We start from the raw sequence: 17,329 nt of genomic DNA on the forward strand, positions 1-17,329 counted from the left end.
CATCCAAAATTACTTCCTCAACCCCGCAAACGCCGCCCGAATCTCATCCTCCGGCAGCTGAATCCCGATAAACACCATCGTGCTATGCGGTTTTTCATCGCCCCACGGGCGGTCCCAGTCGGCGCTGTAGAGGCGCTGGACGCCCTGGAACAGCAGGCGGTTAGGTTCGCCGTCAATCCACAGCATCCCTTTGTAACGCAGCAGTTTATCTGCTGATTCCAGCAGCAGGTTTTCCATCACCAGGGAAACTTCGCTGATATCTACCGGGTAATCCAGTTCCACCACAATCGACGAAATATCGTTTTGTTTATCCGCGATAAAGTGGAAACGCGGTTTGGTGCTGATGACGTTCTCTTCCAGCATAAAACCGTTGGTGTTGAACAGCAGGCCCAGGTCGATGTCGCCGTGGGTGACGGTGTAGACCGGTGCGCGGGCGTTGATGCGTGCCAGACGTTCGCGCAGTTTTTCTGCTTCGCCTGCGACGTCGGTTTTGGTCAGCAGAATACGGTCGGCGTAGCCAACCTGGGACTGGGCGATGGTGAACTGGTTCATCTGCTCATCGGCATGTACCGCATCCACCAGCGCAATCACGCCGTCCAGCAGGTAACGCTGGCATAAAATCTCATGGGAGAAAAAGGTCTGAATAATCGGGCCGGGATCGGCCATGCCGGTGCATTCAATGACCAGACGGTCGAACTGAATATTGCCCTTGTCGAGATTATCCAGCAGGTCGAGTAGTGCGTCTTCCAGCTCGTTGGAGCGCGAACAGCAGATGCAGCCGTTGGTCAGCGTTTTGATCTGCGTGGCGCGGTCGCCAATTAGTTGATCATCAACGGAGACTTCGCCGAATTCGTTTTCAATCACGGCAATCTTGTAGCCGTGTTGTTCGTTAAGAATATGGCGCAGCAGGGTGGTTTTTCCCGCGCCTAAAAAACCGGTGAGTAGGGTAACTGCAATCGGGTTCATGCTCTCTCCATTAACAACAGCGCATACCGCCTTTACCATCGCCGCCGTAGCGCGCGTTCTGACGTTCGCGGAAGAATTCTTCATAGCTCATGTACGGCTTGTCGGGATGGTTGGTCTTCATATGCTCGACGTAGTTGTCGTAGTCTGGAATGCCAATCAACATCTTCGCCGCCTGGCCGAGATATTTTTTTGCCTGTCCTAAGTTACCAAACATAGTTCACTCTGATAAGAACAAAGCCCCGCCGAAGCGGGGCTAAACACGATTAGTGGTGCGAAGAGATCTTCACGCCGCCTTCCGGGATTGGAACGTACGGTGTTTCTTTGTCAGTACGTTTGTCGCTGTTACGCACCTTCAGCCAGGTTTTGAAACCGTAGAAGATGATGCTGTACACCACAATCAGGAACAGAATACTCAGGCCTGCGTTGGTGTAGTTGTTCACAACGATGTGGTTCATGTTGGCAATCTGCTGCGCCGTCAGGTCAGTACCGTTAGCAATCTTCTCTTTGTACTGGCTCGCCATGTAGAAGAAGCCTTCCATCTGCGGGTTGGTGCTGAACAGTTTCAGACCCAGCGCCCAGGTGGTGCAGATAAGCAGCCATACAGCCGGAACAACAGTTACCCAGATGTATTGGGTGCGCTTCATCTTAATCAGCACAACGGTGCCCAGTACCAGCGCCACGGCTGCCAGCATCTGGTTGGAGATACCGAACAGCGGCCACAGGCTCTTAACGCCGCCCAGCGGATCGACCACGCCCTGATACAGCAGGTAGCCCCACAGACCCACACAGCCCGCAGTACCGATGATACCGGCAACCAGAGAGTCGGTTTTTTTCAGGAACGGGATGAAGTTACCCAGCAGGTCTTGCAGCATAAAGCGGCCAGAACGGGTACCGGCATCCAGCGCGGTCAGGATGAACAGAGCTTCGAACAGAATACCGAAGTGATACCAGAAGCCCATGTCAGCCATCGGCAGCACTTTGTGGAACACGTGAGCGATACCTACCGCCAGCGTCGGCGCACCACCTGCACGGTTCAGGACAGAAGGCTCACCAATGTCTTTCGCGGTTTGCAGGATCTGCTCTGGCGAAATCACGAAGCCCCAGGAGCTGACAGTCGCCGCCGCGTGTGCGGTAACGTCTTTCAGTTGCGCCATGATGATCGGCGCGTTCTCGCCACCCATTTCATGCAGGTTAGGCATGGTGATGCCAAGGCCCGCAGGCGGTGTGTTCATCGCGAAGTAAAGACCCGGTTCGATGATGGACGCAGCAACCAGCGCCATAATCGCCACGAAGGACTCCATCAGCATTGCGCCGTAGCCGATGAAACGCGCGTCGGTTTCGTTAGCCAGCAGTTTTGGCGTCGTACCGGAAGAGATCAGCGCGTGGAAGCCAGATACCGCACCACAGGCGATGGTGATGAACAGGAACGGGAACAGAGCGCCTTTCCACAGCGGGCCAGTACCGTCAATGTACTGGGTCATCGCAGGCATTTTCAGTTCCGGGTTCAGCACCACGATACCCAGCGCCAGGCCGACGATAACGCCGATTTTCAGGAAGGTTGCCAGATAGTCGCGCGGTGCGAGGATCAGCCACACTGGCAGCAGTGCGGAAACAAACGCATAACCAATCAGCGCAAAGGTAATGGTGGTGTCTTTAAAGGTCAGTGCCGGACCCCAGTACGGATCGTGAGCAATCACGCCACCGAAGTAGATAGAGGCAACCAGCAGCACGATACCAATGACAGAGACTTCACCCACACGCCCCGGACGGATAAAGCGCATGTAGATACCCATAAACAGCGCAATCGGTACGGTTGAGCAAACGGTGAAGACACCCCACGGACTTTCGGCCAGGGCTTTAACCACAATCAGCGCCAGGACGGCGAGGATGATGATCATGATTAAGAAACAGCCAAACAGCGCGATAGTCCCCGGTACTGGCCCCATCTCTTCTTTGATCATCTCACCGAGAGATGCGCCGTTACGGCGAGAGGAGATAAACAGCACCATAAAGTCCTGTACCGCACCGGCCAGCACTACCCCCGCCAGCAGCCACAGCGTGCCAGGCAGGTAGCCCATCTGCGCGGCGAGAACCGGACCAACCAGCGGACCAGCACCGGCGATAGCGGCGAAGTGGTGACCAAACAACACGTAACGGTTGGTCGGAACGTAGTTCAGACCGTCGTTGTTAATAACCGCAGGCGTCGCGCGCGTGGGGTCGAGTTTCATCACCTTCTGGGCGATGTACAGACTGTAGTAGCGATACGCCACCAGATACACCGACACAGAGGCGACCACGATCCACAGGGCGCTGACGTGCTCCCCCCGACGTAATGCAACTACCGCGAGGCAGAATGCACCGATGATTCCGAGAATCACCCAGGGTATGTGCTTGAATAGTTTTTTCGTATCCATAGTAAAACCTGGCATTTTACTCGTCGTCTTTTGGCTTACAGTTGCGGCAGCTGCGTTCGTTCACCCCTGTCACTTACTGTTGTAAGCTCCCGGGGATTCACTCACTGGCTGCCTTCCTGCAAACCAAAATCCATAGAGTAATTTGTTAATCATTGGCCGAAGCCGTTCTAGGTTTGCGTTGCGTTTGAGGAGGTAAATTGACCGCTATCCTGCAGTGATGTTGCCAGAGTTACGCGCGCGTAAAGTAAGGTAAATAACTGAGTGGTTATATTAGGGACGTAAGCGGTCAGGAATGGCGGTGAGCGGTTGGGCAAGAATTATTCGCCGGGCTAATATGTGATTGAGATCACGAATTTTTTTGCCTGGATAGATTTCTCGTTTGCGCCTCAATAATTGCCAGATGCGCCATGCTTATCTGGCCTGGATAGATTCTGCAATGTATTGAATTTGTAAGATTTACCAGACCGGATAAGCCATTAACGTCAAATCCTTATCAGGGATTTAATGTGGTGAAGGTGGCTGGTGCGCCAGGGCAATTAACGTTTCGCTGCGAGAGGGGGAAAGGGGTTCTCGCGGTTGCGGTAATGGCCAGCCGTACAACCATCGAGCGGTAGCGGCGCAGGTTCTCCCCTGACAGGCTCCCATGCCGCAGCGGGTCGTTAATTTGGCCTGCAGCCAGCTTTGTGCTTGCTCTACATCGCTACAGCGAATGTCTTCGCAGCGGCAAAGCAGCGTTTCTGGTGTCGCAACGCGCTTGAGACTTTCGGGCAGGGCAAAGGTTTTATGAAGTGCAAGGGCGAAGCGCTGCCACCCGGCACGTTTTTGTTGCAGAAACCTGGTTTCATGGGCGCGATCGGCCGCACAAAGTCCGGCTATCTCACCTTCTATCAGTGCCAGTTCACTGCCACCAAATCCAGTACATTCACCGGCTGCATAGATGTTTTTAACCGAGGTTCGCTGAAGTTCATCCACCTGCACGGCATCATTGCTGATGACACAATTGAAGAACAACCCTGGTTCAAGATTAGGCACCAGACCATAGCCAATAGCCAATTTGTCGCATGGCAGTGTGATTTCCCTACCATTGTGTCGGAGGGTGACAGCACGCAATGTGGCGTCGCCGTGAGCAGCGATAACCTGGCTTGCACTGAGATAACGACGAGGAAATAGTGTCGCCAGTTGGCGCAGCTTACCCGGCCAACGCCATAGCCCGAGGCCAAAGCGCAATAGCGCTGCGCGTGGGGCTTGTTCCACAATCGCCACCACTTCGCCTCCGGCACGGCGAACGGTGTCAGCAACGGCCAGTAATAGTGGCCCGCTTCCGGCAATAACCACTTTTTGATTCGCCATGTGCAGCCCCTGTTTCACTTGTGCCTGTAACCCACCCGCGCCACTGACACCGGGCAGCGTCCAGCCTGGAAACGGTAATGCAAGTTCACGAGCACCGCAGCAGAGAATCAGCTTATTCCAGCTTACTGTGCCGTAGTCTTCTGCAGTTTCGAACAGTACACAATTTTCGCTGCGGCGGGCGATTAACCTCGCTCCGTTGAGCACACGAATCCGCGATTCGTTGGCAACGGCATCGCGGTAATGGCGGGCCAGTGGAGGAAGCTGACTTTGTGGGCCATCGCGCCAGATTTGACCGCCAGGACGCGGATTATCATCAAGAATGATGACCTGCTTATCGCACTTTGCTGCGGCCAGAGCAGCTGATAGCCCCGCCGGACCTGCACCGAGAATTAAAATGTCACACTGTAAGGTCTGCATATCCGCTCCTTTCAATCTGCATGTCTGGCTGGCAAAGGGTCTGACAACCTGGTACCCGACGACCATTAACGCTCACCCGACACTCCTGGCAAACTCCCATGCCGCAGAAGGGTGTACGTGGTTGCCCGCTCACCGAAAGGCGCGTAATGGGGTTATTAGTTAAGGCCAGTGCCGCCGCTACGCTAATACCCGTCGGGACAAACCAGGGCTGTCCGGCAATAAAAACTCGAATGGTGCCACTCATGCGCTGGCCTCCAGGGAGATAAGTCTGGCGGGTAGCCAGGGGGCAGGAGATACGAGGCTACGTTCACCCAGCAACTGTGCGGCTAACAGCGACGCGCTGGCGGGGGCAGTGGTCACGCCAAGCCCTTCATGACCAAGAGCCAGCCAGACGCCAGCACGGGAAGGATGCGGACCGAGAAGGGGATTGCCATCCTGCGAGGCGGCGCGAAAACCGCTCCAGCAACGAATAATATTGAGCGTTGCCAGAGACGGCAGAAAGTGTTGCGCTCTGGACAGCATCGCGGCCAGGAGTGGAAGGTCCAGTTCGCGATCCAGGTTATCGAACTGACGCGAAGAGCCAACCAGCAGTTGGCCGGTGGGACGAGGCTGCACATTAAAGGCCACTGACGTGCCGCCGCCGTGAGCACTGGCGCCGTAGCCAAGTTCAACCAGTTGGTGATTGACCAGTGGACCATAGCGATCAGTAATCGCCAGTTGGCCTTTCTTCGCGCGCAGCCATGGCTCCCCCAGTAACGTATTGGCCCCCAGACCACTGGCGATGACGATCGCGTCGGCGCGTAATTGGCGACCGCTCTGTAATGTCACTGTTGGTTCTTCCAGACGAATGGCCGGATCAACCAGATGTGTCAGCTTATCGCCCGCATTGGCAATAAACCAACGGGCAACGTTTGGGGCGTAGACGATGCCATCGCCCGGCACCCATAACCCGCCGGATAACCCCGGGCGTAGCATAACTTCTCGCTCGGCCAATTGTGCGGCGCTTTGCATTTCGCTGTTTACTTTCTGCGATGCCAGACGTCGCTGCTTCTCTCGGGCAATTTCCAGTTCTTCTGGTGTTTCCGCCAGCCACAATGTGCCACAGCCGCGCCAGGCACAGTTTTCCGGTAACTGAGGCGTCAACGTGCGCCACAGTTCCAGCGACCAGGCAGAGAGCGTCAGTTCTGCGGGATCATCATCCATACAGACCAGATGCCCCATTCCTGCAGCTGTAGCTCCGGCTCGGCCGTCGTCAATTAACGTGACTCTCACCCCTCGTTTTGCCAGTTGCCATGCGCAGGCGGCCCCGATGATGCCTGCGCCGATGACAATGACCTCCGTGCTGTTCACAGGCTAATCCCCCAGCAGAAGGGATCGTCCGGATTAAGGAGCAGGCGATTGTCGCCGCATACCCAGGCTTCTCCACGAATGGTGGGGATAATCTTCTCGCCATGGCGGGTATAGTGAGCCGTAAACTGGCTACCAATAATACTGGCCTGGCGCCAGATATCGCCGGGGGCGAGTTTTCCGTCCTCTGCCAGACAGGCCAACTTGGCGCTGGTGCCTGTGCCACAGGGAGAACGATCCCACGCTTTGCCTGGGCAAAGGACGAAGCTACGGCTATCCGCCTGATCGTCATCGGCAAAAAGTTCGATATGATCGATAATGCCACCATTTTCACCGACGATCCCCGCATTATCGAGTCCTTCCCGTACCGCCCAGGCGTATTCAGTTAACTGCGGGATTTGTTCCGGCACAATATCAAATGGATGATCATTAATAAGAAAAAACCAGTTGCCACCCCAGGCGATATCACCTGTAACTGTACCCACCGCCGTTTCCACACTTACCTGTTTTTGCCAGCGCCAGGCCGGAACGTTTTCAACTGACACACTGCCATCGTCATGCAATGTGGCGTTTACATCTCCAACAGGGGTTTCAATGCGGTGAACGCCTGGTTTAATACGACCTAACCAGGCCAGTGAAGCAATAAGCCCGATAGTGCCGTGTCCACACATATTCAGGTATCCGGCATTATTGAAAAAGATGACACCCGCCGTGGCATGAGGGGAAACCGGCTCACACAGTAGCGCGCCGACCAGCACGTCGTTGCCGCGTGGCTCAAGAATTATGGCTTTGCGCCAACTGTCAAATTCCCGGGCAAAACGTTCGCGCCGTTCGGCCATGCTGCCGCTACCGAGATCGGGAAAGCCATCAATAATCAACCGGGTCGGCTCGCCTCCGGTATGGGAGTCGATAGCCCTGAGTTCAGTGATTTGGTGAGGAACATGCATGCTTTGGCTCCATGTGGTTAACGAAATGTTTCTAAATGCTGGCGTAATTGCAACTTTATCGCTTGAAGGGTTTCTGCAAGGGAAATGACGAAATCAGCACAGTGAATTATTTCGCGACACCAGGAGCGGTCATACTTTTTTAATATTAATCATCTTGTTAGTGATGTGTTAGACCAAGAACAAGCGTTCGTCAGTAGTGAGAGCAACGGAAAGTGGAAATACACGGAAGGATCGCAAAATGCGCTTTCAGTACTTGTCATGTTAACTAAAGGTTAATAAACATTCATCCTCAATCGCTATGAGGAACAGCTATGTCCAGCATATGTCATCAGACTATTGAGTTTTCCCCTTGTGAAGAAACTGCGCTGGCCGTTGATGAACTTAGTCAAATTTGCGAGGGGCTGGCGCGGCAGCGTCCACAAAATATTCAGGCATTGTTAAATGCACTGGCACTGATTGCGCCACTTCTTAACGCCATTCCTAATGTGGTGTTTTTTATTAAGGATGTGCAGGCCCGTTATCTGTTAGTCAATATGACATTGGCGCGACGCTGCGGGTTTAAAAACGTGACATCGCTACTGGGGAAGACATCGGCAGATGTTTTCCCTTCTGCGCTGGGACGAGGATATACCGAACAGGATCTGCGTGTGCTACGCGAAGGGGTTGCGTTACGTGATCAACTGGAGATGCATCTCTATAACGGGCGCGAACGCGGCTGGTGCCTGACGCAGAAACTGGCACTGCGCGATATGCAGGGGCGTGTGATTGGAATGGCGGGGATCTCACATGATCTCCAGGAAGCACATGCGCGTCATCCTGCCTGGCAACGTCTGGCGATCATCGATGAGCACATTCGCAATCACTACCACCGCGCGATCTCTATGGAAGAGTTGACTGAAATGAGCGGAATGTCTGTGGCGCAAATTGAACGCTACTGTAAGCGGATTTTTCACCTGACTCCTCGCCAGATGATCCACAAAGTTCGACTGGAAAAGGCCACGGAGTTGCTTGCCGGAACTACGCCGATTACCGATATCGCTTTGCAGTGTGGTTATACCGACCACAGTGCGTTCAGCCGTCAATTTAAGGCGATGACAGGCTCAACACCGCGTGATTTTCGGATGACGTTGGTCGGGTAGCACGACAAATCGCAACCGGGCATTGTGCTAATTTCGTCATCCTGGGGAAAGAAAATCGACAAGCCGCCAGCGCAAGGAGAGGTCAATCTGTTAATGGAAATTCACTTTTAATTCACATTAACGCAACAGGTTGACAATAAGGAAACCAAAGATGAGCAATAAAGCGATTAACTGGAGTGGCGTTTTTCCGGCGGTTAGCACTCAGTTCCGTAGTGATTACTCACTTGATTTGGATGCCACCCATGCGGTGATGAAAAACCTGGTTAAAGACGGGGTTTCTGGCCTGGTAGTGTGCGGTAGCGTAGGAGAAAACACGTCACTTACCACTCAGGAAAAACTGCAAATCATCGAAGTCGCGAAAGATGCTGCTGGCGGAAAAATTCCGGTGATTGCCGGGGTTGCTGAGTTCACCACCGCCTTTGCCCGGACGATGGCAAAAGAGGCCGAGAAGGTCGGTGTTGATGGCGTTATGGTGATGCCTGCTTTGGTTTACTCGTCTAAGCCTCATGAAACTGCAGCGCACTTCCGCAGTGTGGCAATGGCGACCGACCTGCCGATCATGGTCTATAACAACCCACCGATTTATAAAAACGATGTCACCCCTGATATCCTGGAAACACTCGCTGATTGCGAAAATATTGTCTGCTTTAAAGATTCCTCTGGTGATACTCGTCGCTTTATCGATCTTCGCAATGCGGTAGGAGATCGCTTTGTGCTGTTTGCAGGGCTGGATGATGTCGTGGTTGAGAGCATTGCGGTGGGCGCTGAAGGCTGGATTTCCGGGATGTCAAACGCCTTCCCACGCGAAGGTGAGACGTTGTTCCGTTTGGCAAAACAACAGCGTTTTGACGAGGCTATGGCGCTGTATCGCTGGTTTATGCCGCTGCTGCATCTCGATGCGCGCCCTGACCTGGTGCAGTGTATCAAGCTGTGCGAAGCCCTGTTGGGGCGTGGCAGTGAGGTTACTCGCCCGCCGCGTCTGGCGCTGGAAGGTGAAACGCGTGCCCAGGTTGTGGCGATAGTTGAGAAAGCGCTGGCGACTCGCCCTGCGCTGCCGGACGTGGGCCTTTGAGGTGGGGAGAGACTATGACTGAAACTTTCCCTTTCACCGGGCAACAGTTCATCGCCGGGCAACGTGTTGCCAGCGGTGAACCGTCGCTGGTCAGCCTGCGAGCGCAGGATGGCGAACCTACCGGGCAACGTTTTTACCCGGCCTCCGTGGAGGAGGCCGCGCAGGCGGCTATTGCGGCGCAGCAGGCTTTTGTGCGCTATTCACAGACCAGTGCCGGGCAACGTGCCGATTTTTTAGAAACAATCGCCGATGAACTTGATGCGGCAGGCGACGAACTGTTCGCTACGGCACATCAGGAGACGGCGTTACCCCTGGCGCGTTTACAGGGAGAGCGGGCAAGAACCAGCGGGCAGATGCGCATGTTTGCCGGGTTATTACGTCGGGGCGATCTGTTTGAGGTAAGAATTGATACTGCGTTGCCGGAGCGTCAGCCTTTGCCTCGACCGGATTTGCGCCAGTATAAAACGGCTCTCGGGCCGGTGGCGGTATTTGGTGCCAGCAACTTTCCACTCGCTTTTTCTACCGCCGGTGGTGATACAGCAGCGGCACTGGCTGCAGGATGCCCGGTAGTTGTGAAAGCGCATCCTGGGCATATGGCAACGGCAGAAATTATCGCGTCAGCGATCGCTCGTGCCGTGACTAAATGCGCCATGCCCGCAGGCGTATTCAATATGATTTTCGGTACTGATATCGGTGCTGAACTGGTGAAACATCCCGCAATTCAGGCGGTGGGTTTTACCGGCTCATTACGTGGTGGCATGGCACTCTTTCGTTTGGCTCAACAGCGTCCACAGCCGATACCGGTTTTTGCCGAAATGTCGGCTCTCAATCCCTTTTTCATTCTGCCGCAGGCGCTATCAGTACGTGCCGATACGCTGGCCCGCGATTTAGTCGCGTCGTTCACGCTGGGATGTGGACAGTTCTGCACTAAACCAGGCTTGGTTGTGTTGCTGAAGGGGGAGAAAAACGCGGACTTTTTGCAGCAACTGGTTGAGAAAGTGAATGCCGCCTCACCGCAACTCATGCTGAACGCCTCCACGCTTGAGCACTATCGCCACAGCGTAGAGAAACTGGCAGGACATCCGACAATTCAGTGTTTGGCGGGGGACGATAATCATCAGACCGGACGTGCAGAGGCTCGTCTCTATCAGGCTCAGGTGGCAAGCGTACTTGAAAAAGATCCTCTGTTGCAGGAGGAAGTGTTCGGGCCGCTCGCGATTGTGGTTGAAGCCGCTGATGAAGCGGAGTTGTTGCAGGTGATTAACGCTCTGCAAGGGCAACTTACTGCCACACTTCAGGCGGATGAGGATGACCGGCAACTGGCTGGTCGTTTATTGCCGTTGTTGGCTGATAAAGCCGGACGCGTATTGTTCAATGGCTATCCCACCGGCGTCGAGGTTTGCGATGCCATGGTACACGGTGGTCCGTTCCCGGCAACCACCGACGCGCGCGGCACGTCCGTAGGCACGCTGTCCATTACTCGTTTTCTGCGCCCGGTATGCCTGCAAAATGCACCCGCTGCGCTATTACCGCCTGCGTTGCAGGACAGTAATCCATTAAACCTGCTGCGCCTGGTTAACGGCCAGTGGACCCGGGAAGCCATTTCCTCCTTGTTGACTCATTGAAGGGCATCACTATGACAATTCCTTCTACCCAAAGCACGCAAACCGTCGTTGTTGAGTCGGGGAAGTTTAAAAAGCAGTTAACGCTCACCGACTTGACCTTTATTGGTCTGGGGGCGATTTTTGGTTCTGGCTGGCTGTTTGCTGCCAGCCATGTCGCATCGATCGCTGGCCCAGCCGGGATTGCTTCCTGGGTTATTGGCGGTTTTGCGGTGTTGCTACTGGGGATTATTTACTGCGAACTGGGGGCGGCGCTTCCCCGCGCGGGCGGTATTATTCGTTACCCGGTATTTTCGCACGGCGAATTGATGGGCTATCTGCTGGGCTTTATTACCCTGATTGCCTTCTCCAGCCTGATCTCCATTGAGATTGTAGCCGCACGGCAATATGCTGCCGCCTGGTTTCCGGCGCTGACGCAGACGGGGAGCAGTGACCCGACGCTGTTAGGCTGGGTGGTGCAGTTCTTACTGTTGTGCTTCTTTTTTGCCCTGAACTACTACAGTGTCAAAACGTTCGCCCGCTCGAACAATTTTATTAGTGTGCTGAAGTTTCTGGTGCCGTTGCTGGTGGTAATAACGTTATTTGCCTTCTTCAAACCGGAGAATCTGCATATACAGGGTATGGCTCCATTTGGTATGTCAGGAGTGGAAGCGGCAATTAGCGCGGGTGGGATTATCTTCGCTTACCTTGGGCTGACACCGATTATCTCCGTTGCCAGCGAGGCGCAAAATCCGCAACGTACCATCCCATTTGCGCTGATCCTCTCGGTAATTCTCTCGACCATCATCTACGTTCTGCTGCAGATAGCCTTTTTGGGTAGTATTCCTACTGAATCGCTAAGTGGGGGTTGGGCGGAGATCAGTAAGAACTATTCGCTGCCGTATCGTGATATCGCCATTACCCTTGGGATGGGCTGGCTGGCATTTATGGTGGTATGTGATGCTATTGTGTCTCCCAGCGGCACTGGCAATATTTACATGAATGCGACACCGCGCGTGATCTATGGCTGGGCGAAGGCGGGGACATTCTTTAAAACCTTTACTCATATCGATAAGGAGTCAGGTATTCCACGTCCGGCACTGTGGCTGACGTTTGGTTTATCTATCTTCTGGACGCTGCCGTTCCCGTCGTGGGAGCAATTGATTAGCGTGGTTTCTGCGGCTCTGGTACTGAGCTACGCCATCGCGCCAGTTACAGCTGCCGGGCTGCGTCGTAATGCACCAGATATGCCGCGCCCGTTCCGCGTTCGTGGTTTTGCGGTGCTCGGCCCACTCTCTTTTATGATTTCCGCGCTGATTGTTTTTTGGTCTGGTTGGGGAACGCTTTCCTGGCTGCTGGGGCTACAAATCGTAATGTTTGTGGTTTACGTGGTTTGTAAGTCGAAAGTGCCTGTTCAGCATGTCAGCCTGGCGCAGCAGATTAAATCTTCATTGTGGCTTATTGCCTTCTATGCCCTGATTATGCTGTTTTCCTGGTTGGGTAGTTTTGGCGGTAGCGGCATTATAGGTCACCCGTGGGATACTATCGTCGTCGCGCTGATGTCGTTGGGAATTTATTACTGGGGCGCATACACCTGTCTTCCTCGGGCGAACTTTAACGGGGATGAAGAAGAATAAAGGAGTAGAAAATGGATAGAGTAATCCTCTCATTATCAGAGGCTTACGCACTAGCCTATCATGCGCTCATCAGTAACGGATTTAGTGAGCAACATGCGGTGGTGATTGCAAACAACGTTACCGCCGGGGAGCGCGACGGTTGTGCCTCGCACGGTTTATGGCGACTGCTGGGGATTGTTGACACGCTGCGAAAAGGGAAAGTCTCTGCCGATGCTCTGCCGACAGTGGAATCTCAGGCTCCGGCAATCGTTAAGGCCGATGCCAAAGGTGGCTATTCGCTGTTGGCTTATCAGCAGGCACTGCCGTTACTGATCGAGAAAACGCGTCAGTGCGGGATTGCAGCACTGGCGATTAATCATTGTGTTCACTACTCCGCCTTATTTGCGGATGTTGAACCGCTGACTGAAGCCGGACTGGTGGCGCTGGCGACCACGCCAAGCCATGCCTGGGTTGCGCCGAAAGGGGGGCGCAAACCTCTTTTTGGTACTAACCCAATCGCGTTTGGTTGGCCGCGCGACAAACAGCCGCCATTTATTTTTGATATGGCGACCAGTGCGGCGGCACGCGGTGAGATTCAGTTACATCAGCGAGCCGGGAAATCACTTCCTGAAGGTTGGGGGATCGACAGTAATGGCAATGCCACCACCGATCCACAAGCTGTGCTGGACGGAGCAATGTTAACCTTCGGCGGTCATAAAGGTTCGGCACTGGCAGCGATGGTGGAGCTGATTGCGGGGCCACTGATTGGCGATATGACCAGTGCTGAGTCTCTTGCGTGGGATAATGGTGCAGGTGGTTTGCCATATGGTGGAGAGTTGATCCTGGCACTCGATCCGCAGCGTTTTCTTGGTGAGGATGCCGGGAGGCATCTGGCAAGGGCGGAAACACTGTTTAGTCAGATGCAGGCACAGGGCGCGCGCCTGCCGGGAGAACGTCGCTACCAGGCACGATTGCGCAGTGAGCAACAGGGTGTAGAGATCAGCCAATCACTCTATGACGATATTCGATCCTTAAGTAGCTGATAGATATTAAAGGATATACATACAATTAATGGCGGGAAGGATCCCGCCATCTGCGCTATCAAAACAACGTATCCAGCTCTGCCAGTACGTTGTAGTTGTCATCAGTCAATAACAACGTTTTCCATTTGTCGAAGGTCAGGCACGGATGGGAAGTGCCAAACACCAGAATATCCCCCACCTGCACGTCGCTATTAGCTGACAGTTGCAACATACAGTGCTGATCCATAATGCCGACACTGCGAATAGCCTCAGGATCAAACGCCAGTGGCTTGCCGTTGCGGTAGTGGGCGACCGGTTGTGGCAGTCCGGCGTCGAAGGCGCAATCACGCTTACCAAAATTAGCCACCGCACGATCGGCCTCCGGTACCGATTGCACCATGGCGACCAGTTCCAGTGCAGATGTGAGATCGCCTGCCAGATCGCAAGCCACTGGATCACGGGCGATCAATTGCTGTTGCGCGATGTCGTAGATCCCTGCGTCATGGGTGATGTAGCAGCCTGGGCGAATGACGATCCGGCAGTTATCAGGCTTTTCTGCCGCCAGCCAGATATTGCACACCACGTCATACCAGACCGTGCCTGCTCCGGTGAGAATAAACTCGCCATCAACCAGACTTGCCATATCACAAGCCAGTTGTGCGGCATCGCGCAGCAGCGCTTCTACCTGCGGTTGTGGATCGTCACCGTGTAAAACACCTTCATATAACTCCAGCCCGCGCAGACGTAGCCCTGGTAATTGGGCCGCTTGTTTAGCCAGTGCCGGTGCGGCATCCGTTGAGCGGCAACCACAGCGCCCGCCGGGAACCCCCAGCTCAATCATCACGTTCAGCGTCTGTTGCTGGCTGGCAAAAAAGGCAGACAAAGCGCGGGCGTTCTCAATGCTGTCGATACAGCAGATAAAATCGACTTTCGGGTAATGCCGTTGCAACTGGGCAATCAACTGCATATTCGCCTTGCCGACCAACTGGTTAACCATCAGCACACGCTGAATACCGCTCGCCATTGCCGCACCAGCCTGCCACGCGCTACCGACACCAATTGCCCAGGCACCAGCCGCCTGCTGCGCCTGAAAAATCCACGGCGTCATGGTGGTTTTACCGTGCGGTGCCAGCGAAACGCCGCGCGCGTCAGCATAGCGTTGCATCCACATAATGTTGTTCTCCAGAGCCTGCTTTTTAATGATCGCGGTAGGTAAACAAACATCTTCGGCAAGGATATTTGCGGGCATTTGCATCAGAGCAGATTTATGGGGAACCAGAGGTTCTGATTGGTATTTCATAACATTTACCTTTTGAGTTTTTCACCGTATCGGATGCGAGTATCATTTGTAACTAAATGAAATATAGGTATTTAGTTTATTTATCTTATGATTTGTGAATAAAAGTATCAGAAAATCATCTGGGTTTTGCGTAGTTTTCCACTGTTTTTCATCCTTGTAAATGGTTAACTTATCACCATTGCAGAAATGGAGTGACGAACATGCAGGTTGACTGGTTATTCAAAAATGTGACGGTTATCGACGGCAGCGGCGGCCCTGAATTTCGCGGTGACGTGGCAATAACAGGTGATCGGATTGTCGATATAGCCCCTGCGCTTAACGTTACGGCGCAGCAGGTCATTGACGGTGAAGGACGGGTGCTGGCACCAGGGTTTATCGACGTTCATACCCATGACGATATCAACGTTATTCGCATCCCGGAATATCTGCCAAAAATCAGCCAGGGGATCACCACCGTGATTGTCGGCAACTGCGGGATCAGTGCAGCGTCGGCGAAAATGAAAGGCGAAGTCCCTGACCCGATGAATCTGTTGGGGGAAGCGGAGCACTTTATTTATCCCACCGTTGAAAGCTATGCCCAGGCAGTGGAAGCAGCCAGACCGTCACTGAACGTAGGCACGCTGATTGGTCATACGGCGCTGCGTAATAATCATATGGACGACCTGTTTCGCCCGGCGACGGCGGATGAAATTGCCGCTATGCGTGCCGACTTACGTCTGGCGTTGAGTCAGGGAGCGCTGGGGTTAAGTTCCGGACTGGCTTATGCCACGGCATTTCAGGCGACTACCGAAGAGGTAATGGCGCTGGCGGAAGAATTAGCCGGTGAGAAGGGGGTTTATACCACTCATCTGCGTTCTGAATTCGAACCGATTCTGGATGCGCTGGATGAGGCGTTTCGTATTGGGCGTCATGGCAAAGTGCCTGTTGTGGTTTCCCACCATAAATGCGCCGGGGCGAAAAACTGGGGGCGGACAAAAGAAACGTTGGCCTTTTTTGACCAAATGCGTCAACACCAGGAAATTGGCTGCGATGTCTACCCTTACTCAGCCAGCTCTTCAACGCTGGATCTCAAACAAGTCACCGACGAATTCGATATTGTGATCACCTGGTCACAAACACATCCGCAGCAGGCCGGGAAAACACTGGCGCAAATCGCCACCGACTGGCAGATGAGTATGCTGGAGGCCGCGAAGCTGCTAATGCCTGCCGGGGCTATCTACTACAACATGGACGAGCGCGACGTCCGCCGAGTATTGAGTTATCCAGTCAGTATGATTGGCTCTGACGGCCTGCCTAATGATCCCATGCCGCATCCGCGTTTATGGGGCGCTTTCCCTCGTGTGCTGGGTCACTATTGTCGTGATGAAGGCTTATTCCCGCTGACCACGGCTATCCACAAAATGACCGGGCTTTCTGCCAGCCGTTTTTGTCTGCCCCTGCGTGGACTGGTAAAAGTCGGCTATTTTGCGGACCTGGTGTTGTTCGATCCGCAAACCATTCGTGATGTTGCCAGTTTTTCTGATCCCAAACGCCCGGCAGAGGGCATTGAAGCGGTGATGGTAAATGGCGTTATGAGCTATGGTCGCGATAAACATATTACAGGCCGTGCGGGCCGTTTCCTGCGCCGCCAGACCTCACATTAAGGAGTGAATATGAGCATTAAACGTTACGGTACGGAAGGTGGAACAGGCACTGGTGGGCAGCATTTGCCGTTTGCCAGGGCGGTTGAGGCGGGCGGCTGGCTGTACGTCTCCGGGCAAACACCCATGAAAAACGGTGAAGTGGTAGAAGGCGGTATCGTTGAACAGTCACGACTGGCGATCCAAAACTGTGTCGACATCATGACTGAAGCCGGTTATAGCCTGGCGGATGTGGTTCACGTGAAAGTGATCCTGACCGACGCCCGCTATTTCCAGTCCTTTAATAAAGTATTCAGAGAATTTTTTGGCGAAAATCCGCCTGCACGTATTTGTTGTGTGGCTGATCTGGTTGTCGATTGTAAAGTCGAAGTCGATGTGACCTGTTATAACGCGACCCGCTAATAAATTTAAGAATTAAAAAAACAGACCGCAATTGAGTGCTGAATACATTCAGCACTCCGGGAACTCTTACATTATTTTCTCTCTACTGGCAGGATG

Annotated in this window: 15 protein-coding genes; 7 read left to right on the forward strand and 8 right to left on the reverse strand. The window is 53.8% G+C overall.

Features of this window, described 5'->3' with window-relative positions; genetic code table 11:
• Positions 1–9: 9 nt before the first annotated feature.
• From yjiA to FEK50_RS03885, 7 genes are all read right to left on the reverse strand, one after another.
• Positions 10–966: a GTPase gene (gene yjiA / locus FEK50_RS03855; protein ID WP_131161294.1), complete on the reverse strand. Its 957-nt coding sequence runs from the start codon at positions 964–966 to the stop codon at positions 10–12.
• Positions 967–976: 10 nt separating this feature from the next.
• On the reverse strand, positions 977–1,180 hold the full coding sequence (locus FEK50_RS03860) for a YbdD/YjiX family protein (RefSeq protein ID WP_000467859.1): 204 nt from the start codon (positions 1,178–1,180) through the stop codon (positions 977–979).
• Between the two features lie 49 nt (positions 1,181–1,229).
• Entirely contained in the window at positions 1,230–3,380 is a 2,151-nt protein-coding gene (gene btsT / locus FEK50_RS03865) for a pyruvate/proton symporter BtsT (RefSeq protein WP_001309197.1), read from the reverse strand.
• A gap of 501 nt (positions 3,381–3,881) precedes the next feature.
• Positions 3,882–5,147 carry an FAD/NAD(P)-binding oxidoreductase gene (locus tag FEK50_RS03870; protein ID WP_130204728.1) on the reverse strand — a complete coding sequence of 422 codons (1,266 nt, stop codon included), beginning with the start codon at positions 5,145–5,147 and terminating at the stop codon, positions 3,882–3,884.
• Entirely contained in the window at positions 5,128–5,391 is a 264-nt protein-coding gene (locus tag FEK50_RS03875; RefSeq protein WP_131161293.1) for a 2Fe-2S iron-sulfur cluster-binding protein, read from the reverse strand. Before FEK50_RS03875 ends, FEK50_RS03870 begins: the two co-directional genes overlap by 20 nt.
• Positions 5,388–6,497 carry an FAD-dependent oxidoreductase gene (locus tag FEK50_RS03880; protein ID WP_131161292.1) on the reverse strand — a complete coding sequence of 370 codons (1,110 nt, stop codon included), beginning with the start codon at positions 6,495–6,497 and terminating at the stop codon, positions 5,388–5,390. The genes FEK50_RS03875 and FEK50_RS03880 overlap by 4 nt, the downstream gene beginning before the upstream one ends.
• Positions 6,494–7,441, reverse strand: coding sequence for a 4-hydroxyproline epimerase (locus FEK50_RS03885; protein WP_130257902.1), 948 nt, complete (start codon positions 7,439–7,441; stop codon positions 6,494–6,496). The genes FEK50_RS03880 and FEK50_RS03885 overlap by 4 nt, the downstream gene beginning before the upstream one ends.
• A gap of 311 nt (positions 7,442–7,752) precedes the next feature.
• Here FEK50_RS03885 and FEK50_RS03890 point away from each other — a divergent pair, with 311 nt between their 5' ends.
• The 5 genes from FEK50_RS03890 (at position 7,753) to FEK50_RS03910 (ending at position 13,912) form a co-directional block, all read left to right on the forward strand.
• Positions 7,753–8,580 (forward strand): AraC family transcriptional regulator, encoded by an 828-nt coding sequence (locus tag FEK50_RS03890; RefSeq protein WP_130221703.1) that lies wholly within the window; start codon positions 7,753–7,755, stop codon positions 8,578–8,580.
• A gap of 151 nt (positions 8,581–8,731) precedes the next feature.
• On the forward strand, positions 8,732–9,652 hold the full coding sequence (locus FEK50_RS03895; RefSeq protein WP_130204736.1) for a dihydrodipicolinate synthase family protein: 921 nt from the start codon (positions 8,732–8,734) through the stop codon (positions 9,650–9,652).
• 14 nt (positions 9,653–9,666) lie between these two features.
• On the forward strand, positions 9,667–11,277 hold the full coding sequence (locus FEK50_RS03900) for an aldehyde dehydrogenase (NADP(+)) (protein WP_131161291.1): 1,611 nt from the start codon (positions 9,667–9,669) through the stop codon (positions 11,275–11,277).
• A gap of 11 nt (positions 11,278–11,288) precedes the next feature.
• Positions 11,289–12,890, forward strand: a complete 1,602-nt coding sequence (locus FEK50_RS03905) for an APC family permease (RefSeq protein ID WP_130204740.1) — start codon at positions 11,289–11,291, stop codon at positions 12,888–12,890.
• An 11-nt stretch (positions 12,891–12,901) separates the two neighbouring features.
• Positions 12,902–13,912 carry an Ldh family oxidoreductase gene (locus FEK50_RS03910; protein WP_131161290.1) on the forward strand — a complete coding sequence of 337 codons (1,011 nt, stop codon included), beginning with the start codon at positions 12,902–12,904 and terminating at the stop codon, positions 13,910–13,912.
• A gap of 58 nt (positions 13,913–13,970) precedes the next feature.
• Here the strand turns inward: FEK50_RS03910 and FEK50_RS03915 are convergent, their stop codons facing one another.
• Positions 13,971–15,191 carry an amino acid deaminase gene (locus tag FEK50_RS03915; protein ID WP_131161289.1) on the reverse strand — a complete coding sequence of 407 codons (1,221 nt, stop codon included), beginning with the start codon at positions 15,189–15,191 and terminating at the stop codon, positions 13,971–13,973.
• A gap of 200 nt (positions 15,192–15,391) precedes the next feature.
• Between FEK50_RS03915 and FEK50_RS03925 the strand changes: the two genes are divergently transcribed.
• Entirely contained in the window at positions 15,392–16,834 is a 1,443-nt protein-coding gene (locus tag FEK50_RS03925; RefSeq protein ID WP_131161288.1) for a D-aminoacylase, read from the forward strand.
• A 9-nt stretch (positions 16,835–16,843) separates the two neighbouring features.
• On the forward strand, positions 16,844–17,233 hold the full coding sequence (locus FEK50_RS03930; protein ID WP_000023754.1) for a RidA family protein: 390 nt from the start codon (positions 16,844–16,846) through the stop codon (positions 17,231–17,233).
• Positions 17,234–17,329 lie beyond the last annotated feature (96 nt).

Origin of the sequence: Escherichia sp. E2586 (assembly GCF_005781105.1) — a bacterium.
Taxonomy (GTDB): domain Bacteria; phylum Pseudomonadota; class Gammaproteobacteria; order Enterobacterales; family Enterobacteriaceae; genus Escherichia.

What these genes read in the sequence shown, in the direction of transcription:
- FEK50_RS03915 (WP_131161289.1), bottom strand. Translation starts at nt 15,191, where the DNA reads ATGAAATACCAATCAGAACCTCTGGTTCCCCATAAATCTGCTCTGATG.
- FEK50_RS03860 (WP_000467859.1), bottom strand. Translation starts at nt 1,180, where the DNA reads ATGTTTGGTAACTTAGGACAGGCAAAAAAATATCTCGGCCAGGCGGCG.
- FEK50_RS03890 (WP_130221703.1), top strand. Translation starts at nt 7,753, where the DNA reads ATGTCCAGCATATGTCATCAGACTATTGAGTTTTCCCCTTGTGAAGAA.
- FEK50_RS03925 (WP_131161288.1), top strand. Translation starts at nt 15,392, where the DNA reads ATGCAGGTTGACTGGTTATTCAAAAATGTGACGGTTATCGACGGCAGC.
- FEK50_RS03870 (WP_130204728.1), bottom strand. Translation starts at nt 5,147, where the DNA reads ATGCAGACCTTACAGTGTGACATTTTAATTCTCGGTGCAGGTCCGGCG.
- FEK50_RS03930 (WP_000023754.1), top strand. Translation starts at nt 16,844, where the DNA reads ATGAGCATTAAACGTTACGGTACGGAAGGTGGAACAGGCACTGGTGGG.
- FEK50_RS03905 (WP_130204740.1), top strand. Translation starts at nt 11,289, where the DNA reads ATGACAATTCCTTCTACCCAAAGCACGCAAACCGTCGTTGTTGAGTCG.
- FEK50_RS03875 (WP_131161293.1), bottom strand. Translation starts at nt 5,391, where the DNA reads ATGAGTGGCACCATTCGAGTTTTTATTGCCGGACAGCCCTGGTTTGTC.
- FEK50_RS03885 (WP_130257902.1), bottom strand. Translation starts at nt 7,441, where the DNA reads ATGCATGTTCCTCACCAAATCACTGAACTCAGGGCTATCGACTCCCAT.
- yjiA (WP_131161294.1), bottom strand. Translation starts at nt 966, where the DNA reads ATGAACCCGATTGCAGTTACCCTACTCACCGGTTTTTTAGGCGCGGGA.
- FEK50_RS03910 (WP_131161290.1), top strand. Translation starts at nt 12,902, where the DNA reads ATGGATAGAGTAATCCTCTCATTATCAGAGGCTTACGCACTAGCCTAT.
- btsT (WP_001309197.1), bottom strand. Translation starts at nt 3,380, where the DNA reads ATGGATACGAAAAAACTATTCAAGCACATACCCTGGGTGATTCTCGGA.
- FEK50_RS03895 (WP_130204736.1), top strand. Translation starts at nt 8,732, where the DNA reads ATGAGCAATAAAGCGATTAACTGGAGTGGCGTTTTTCCGGCGGTTAGC.
- FEK50_RS03900 (WP_131161291.1), top strand. Translation starts at nt 9,667, where the DNA reads ATGACTGAAACTTTCCCTTTCACCGGGCAACAGTTCATCGCCGGGCAA.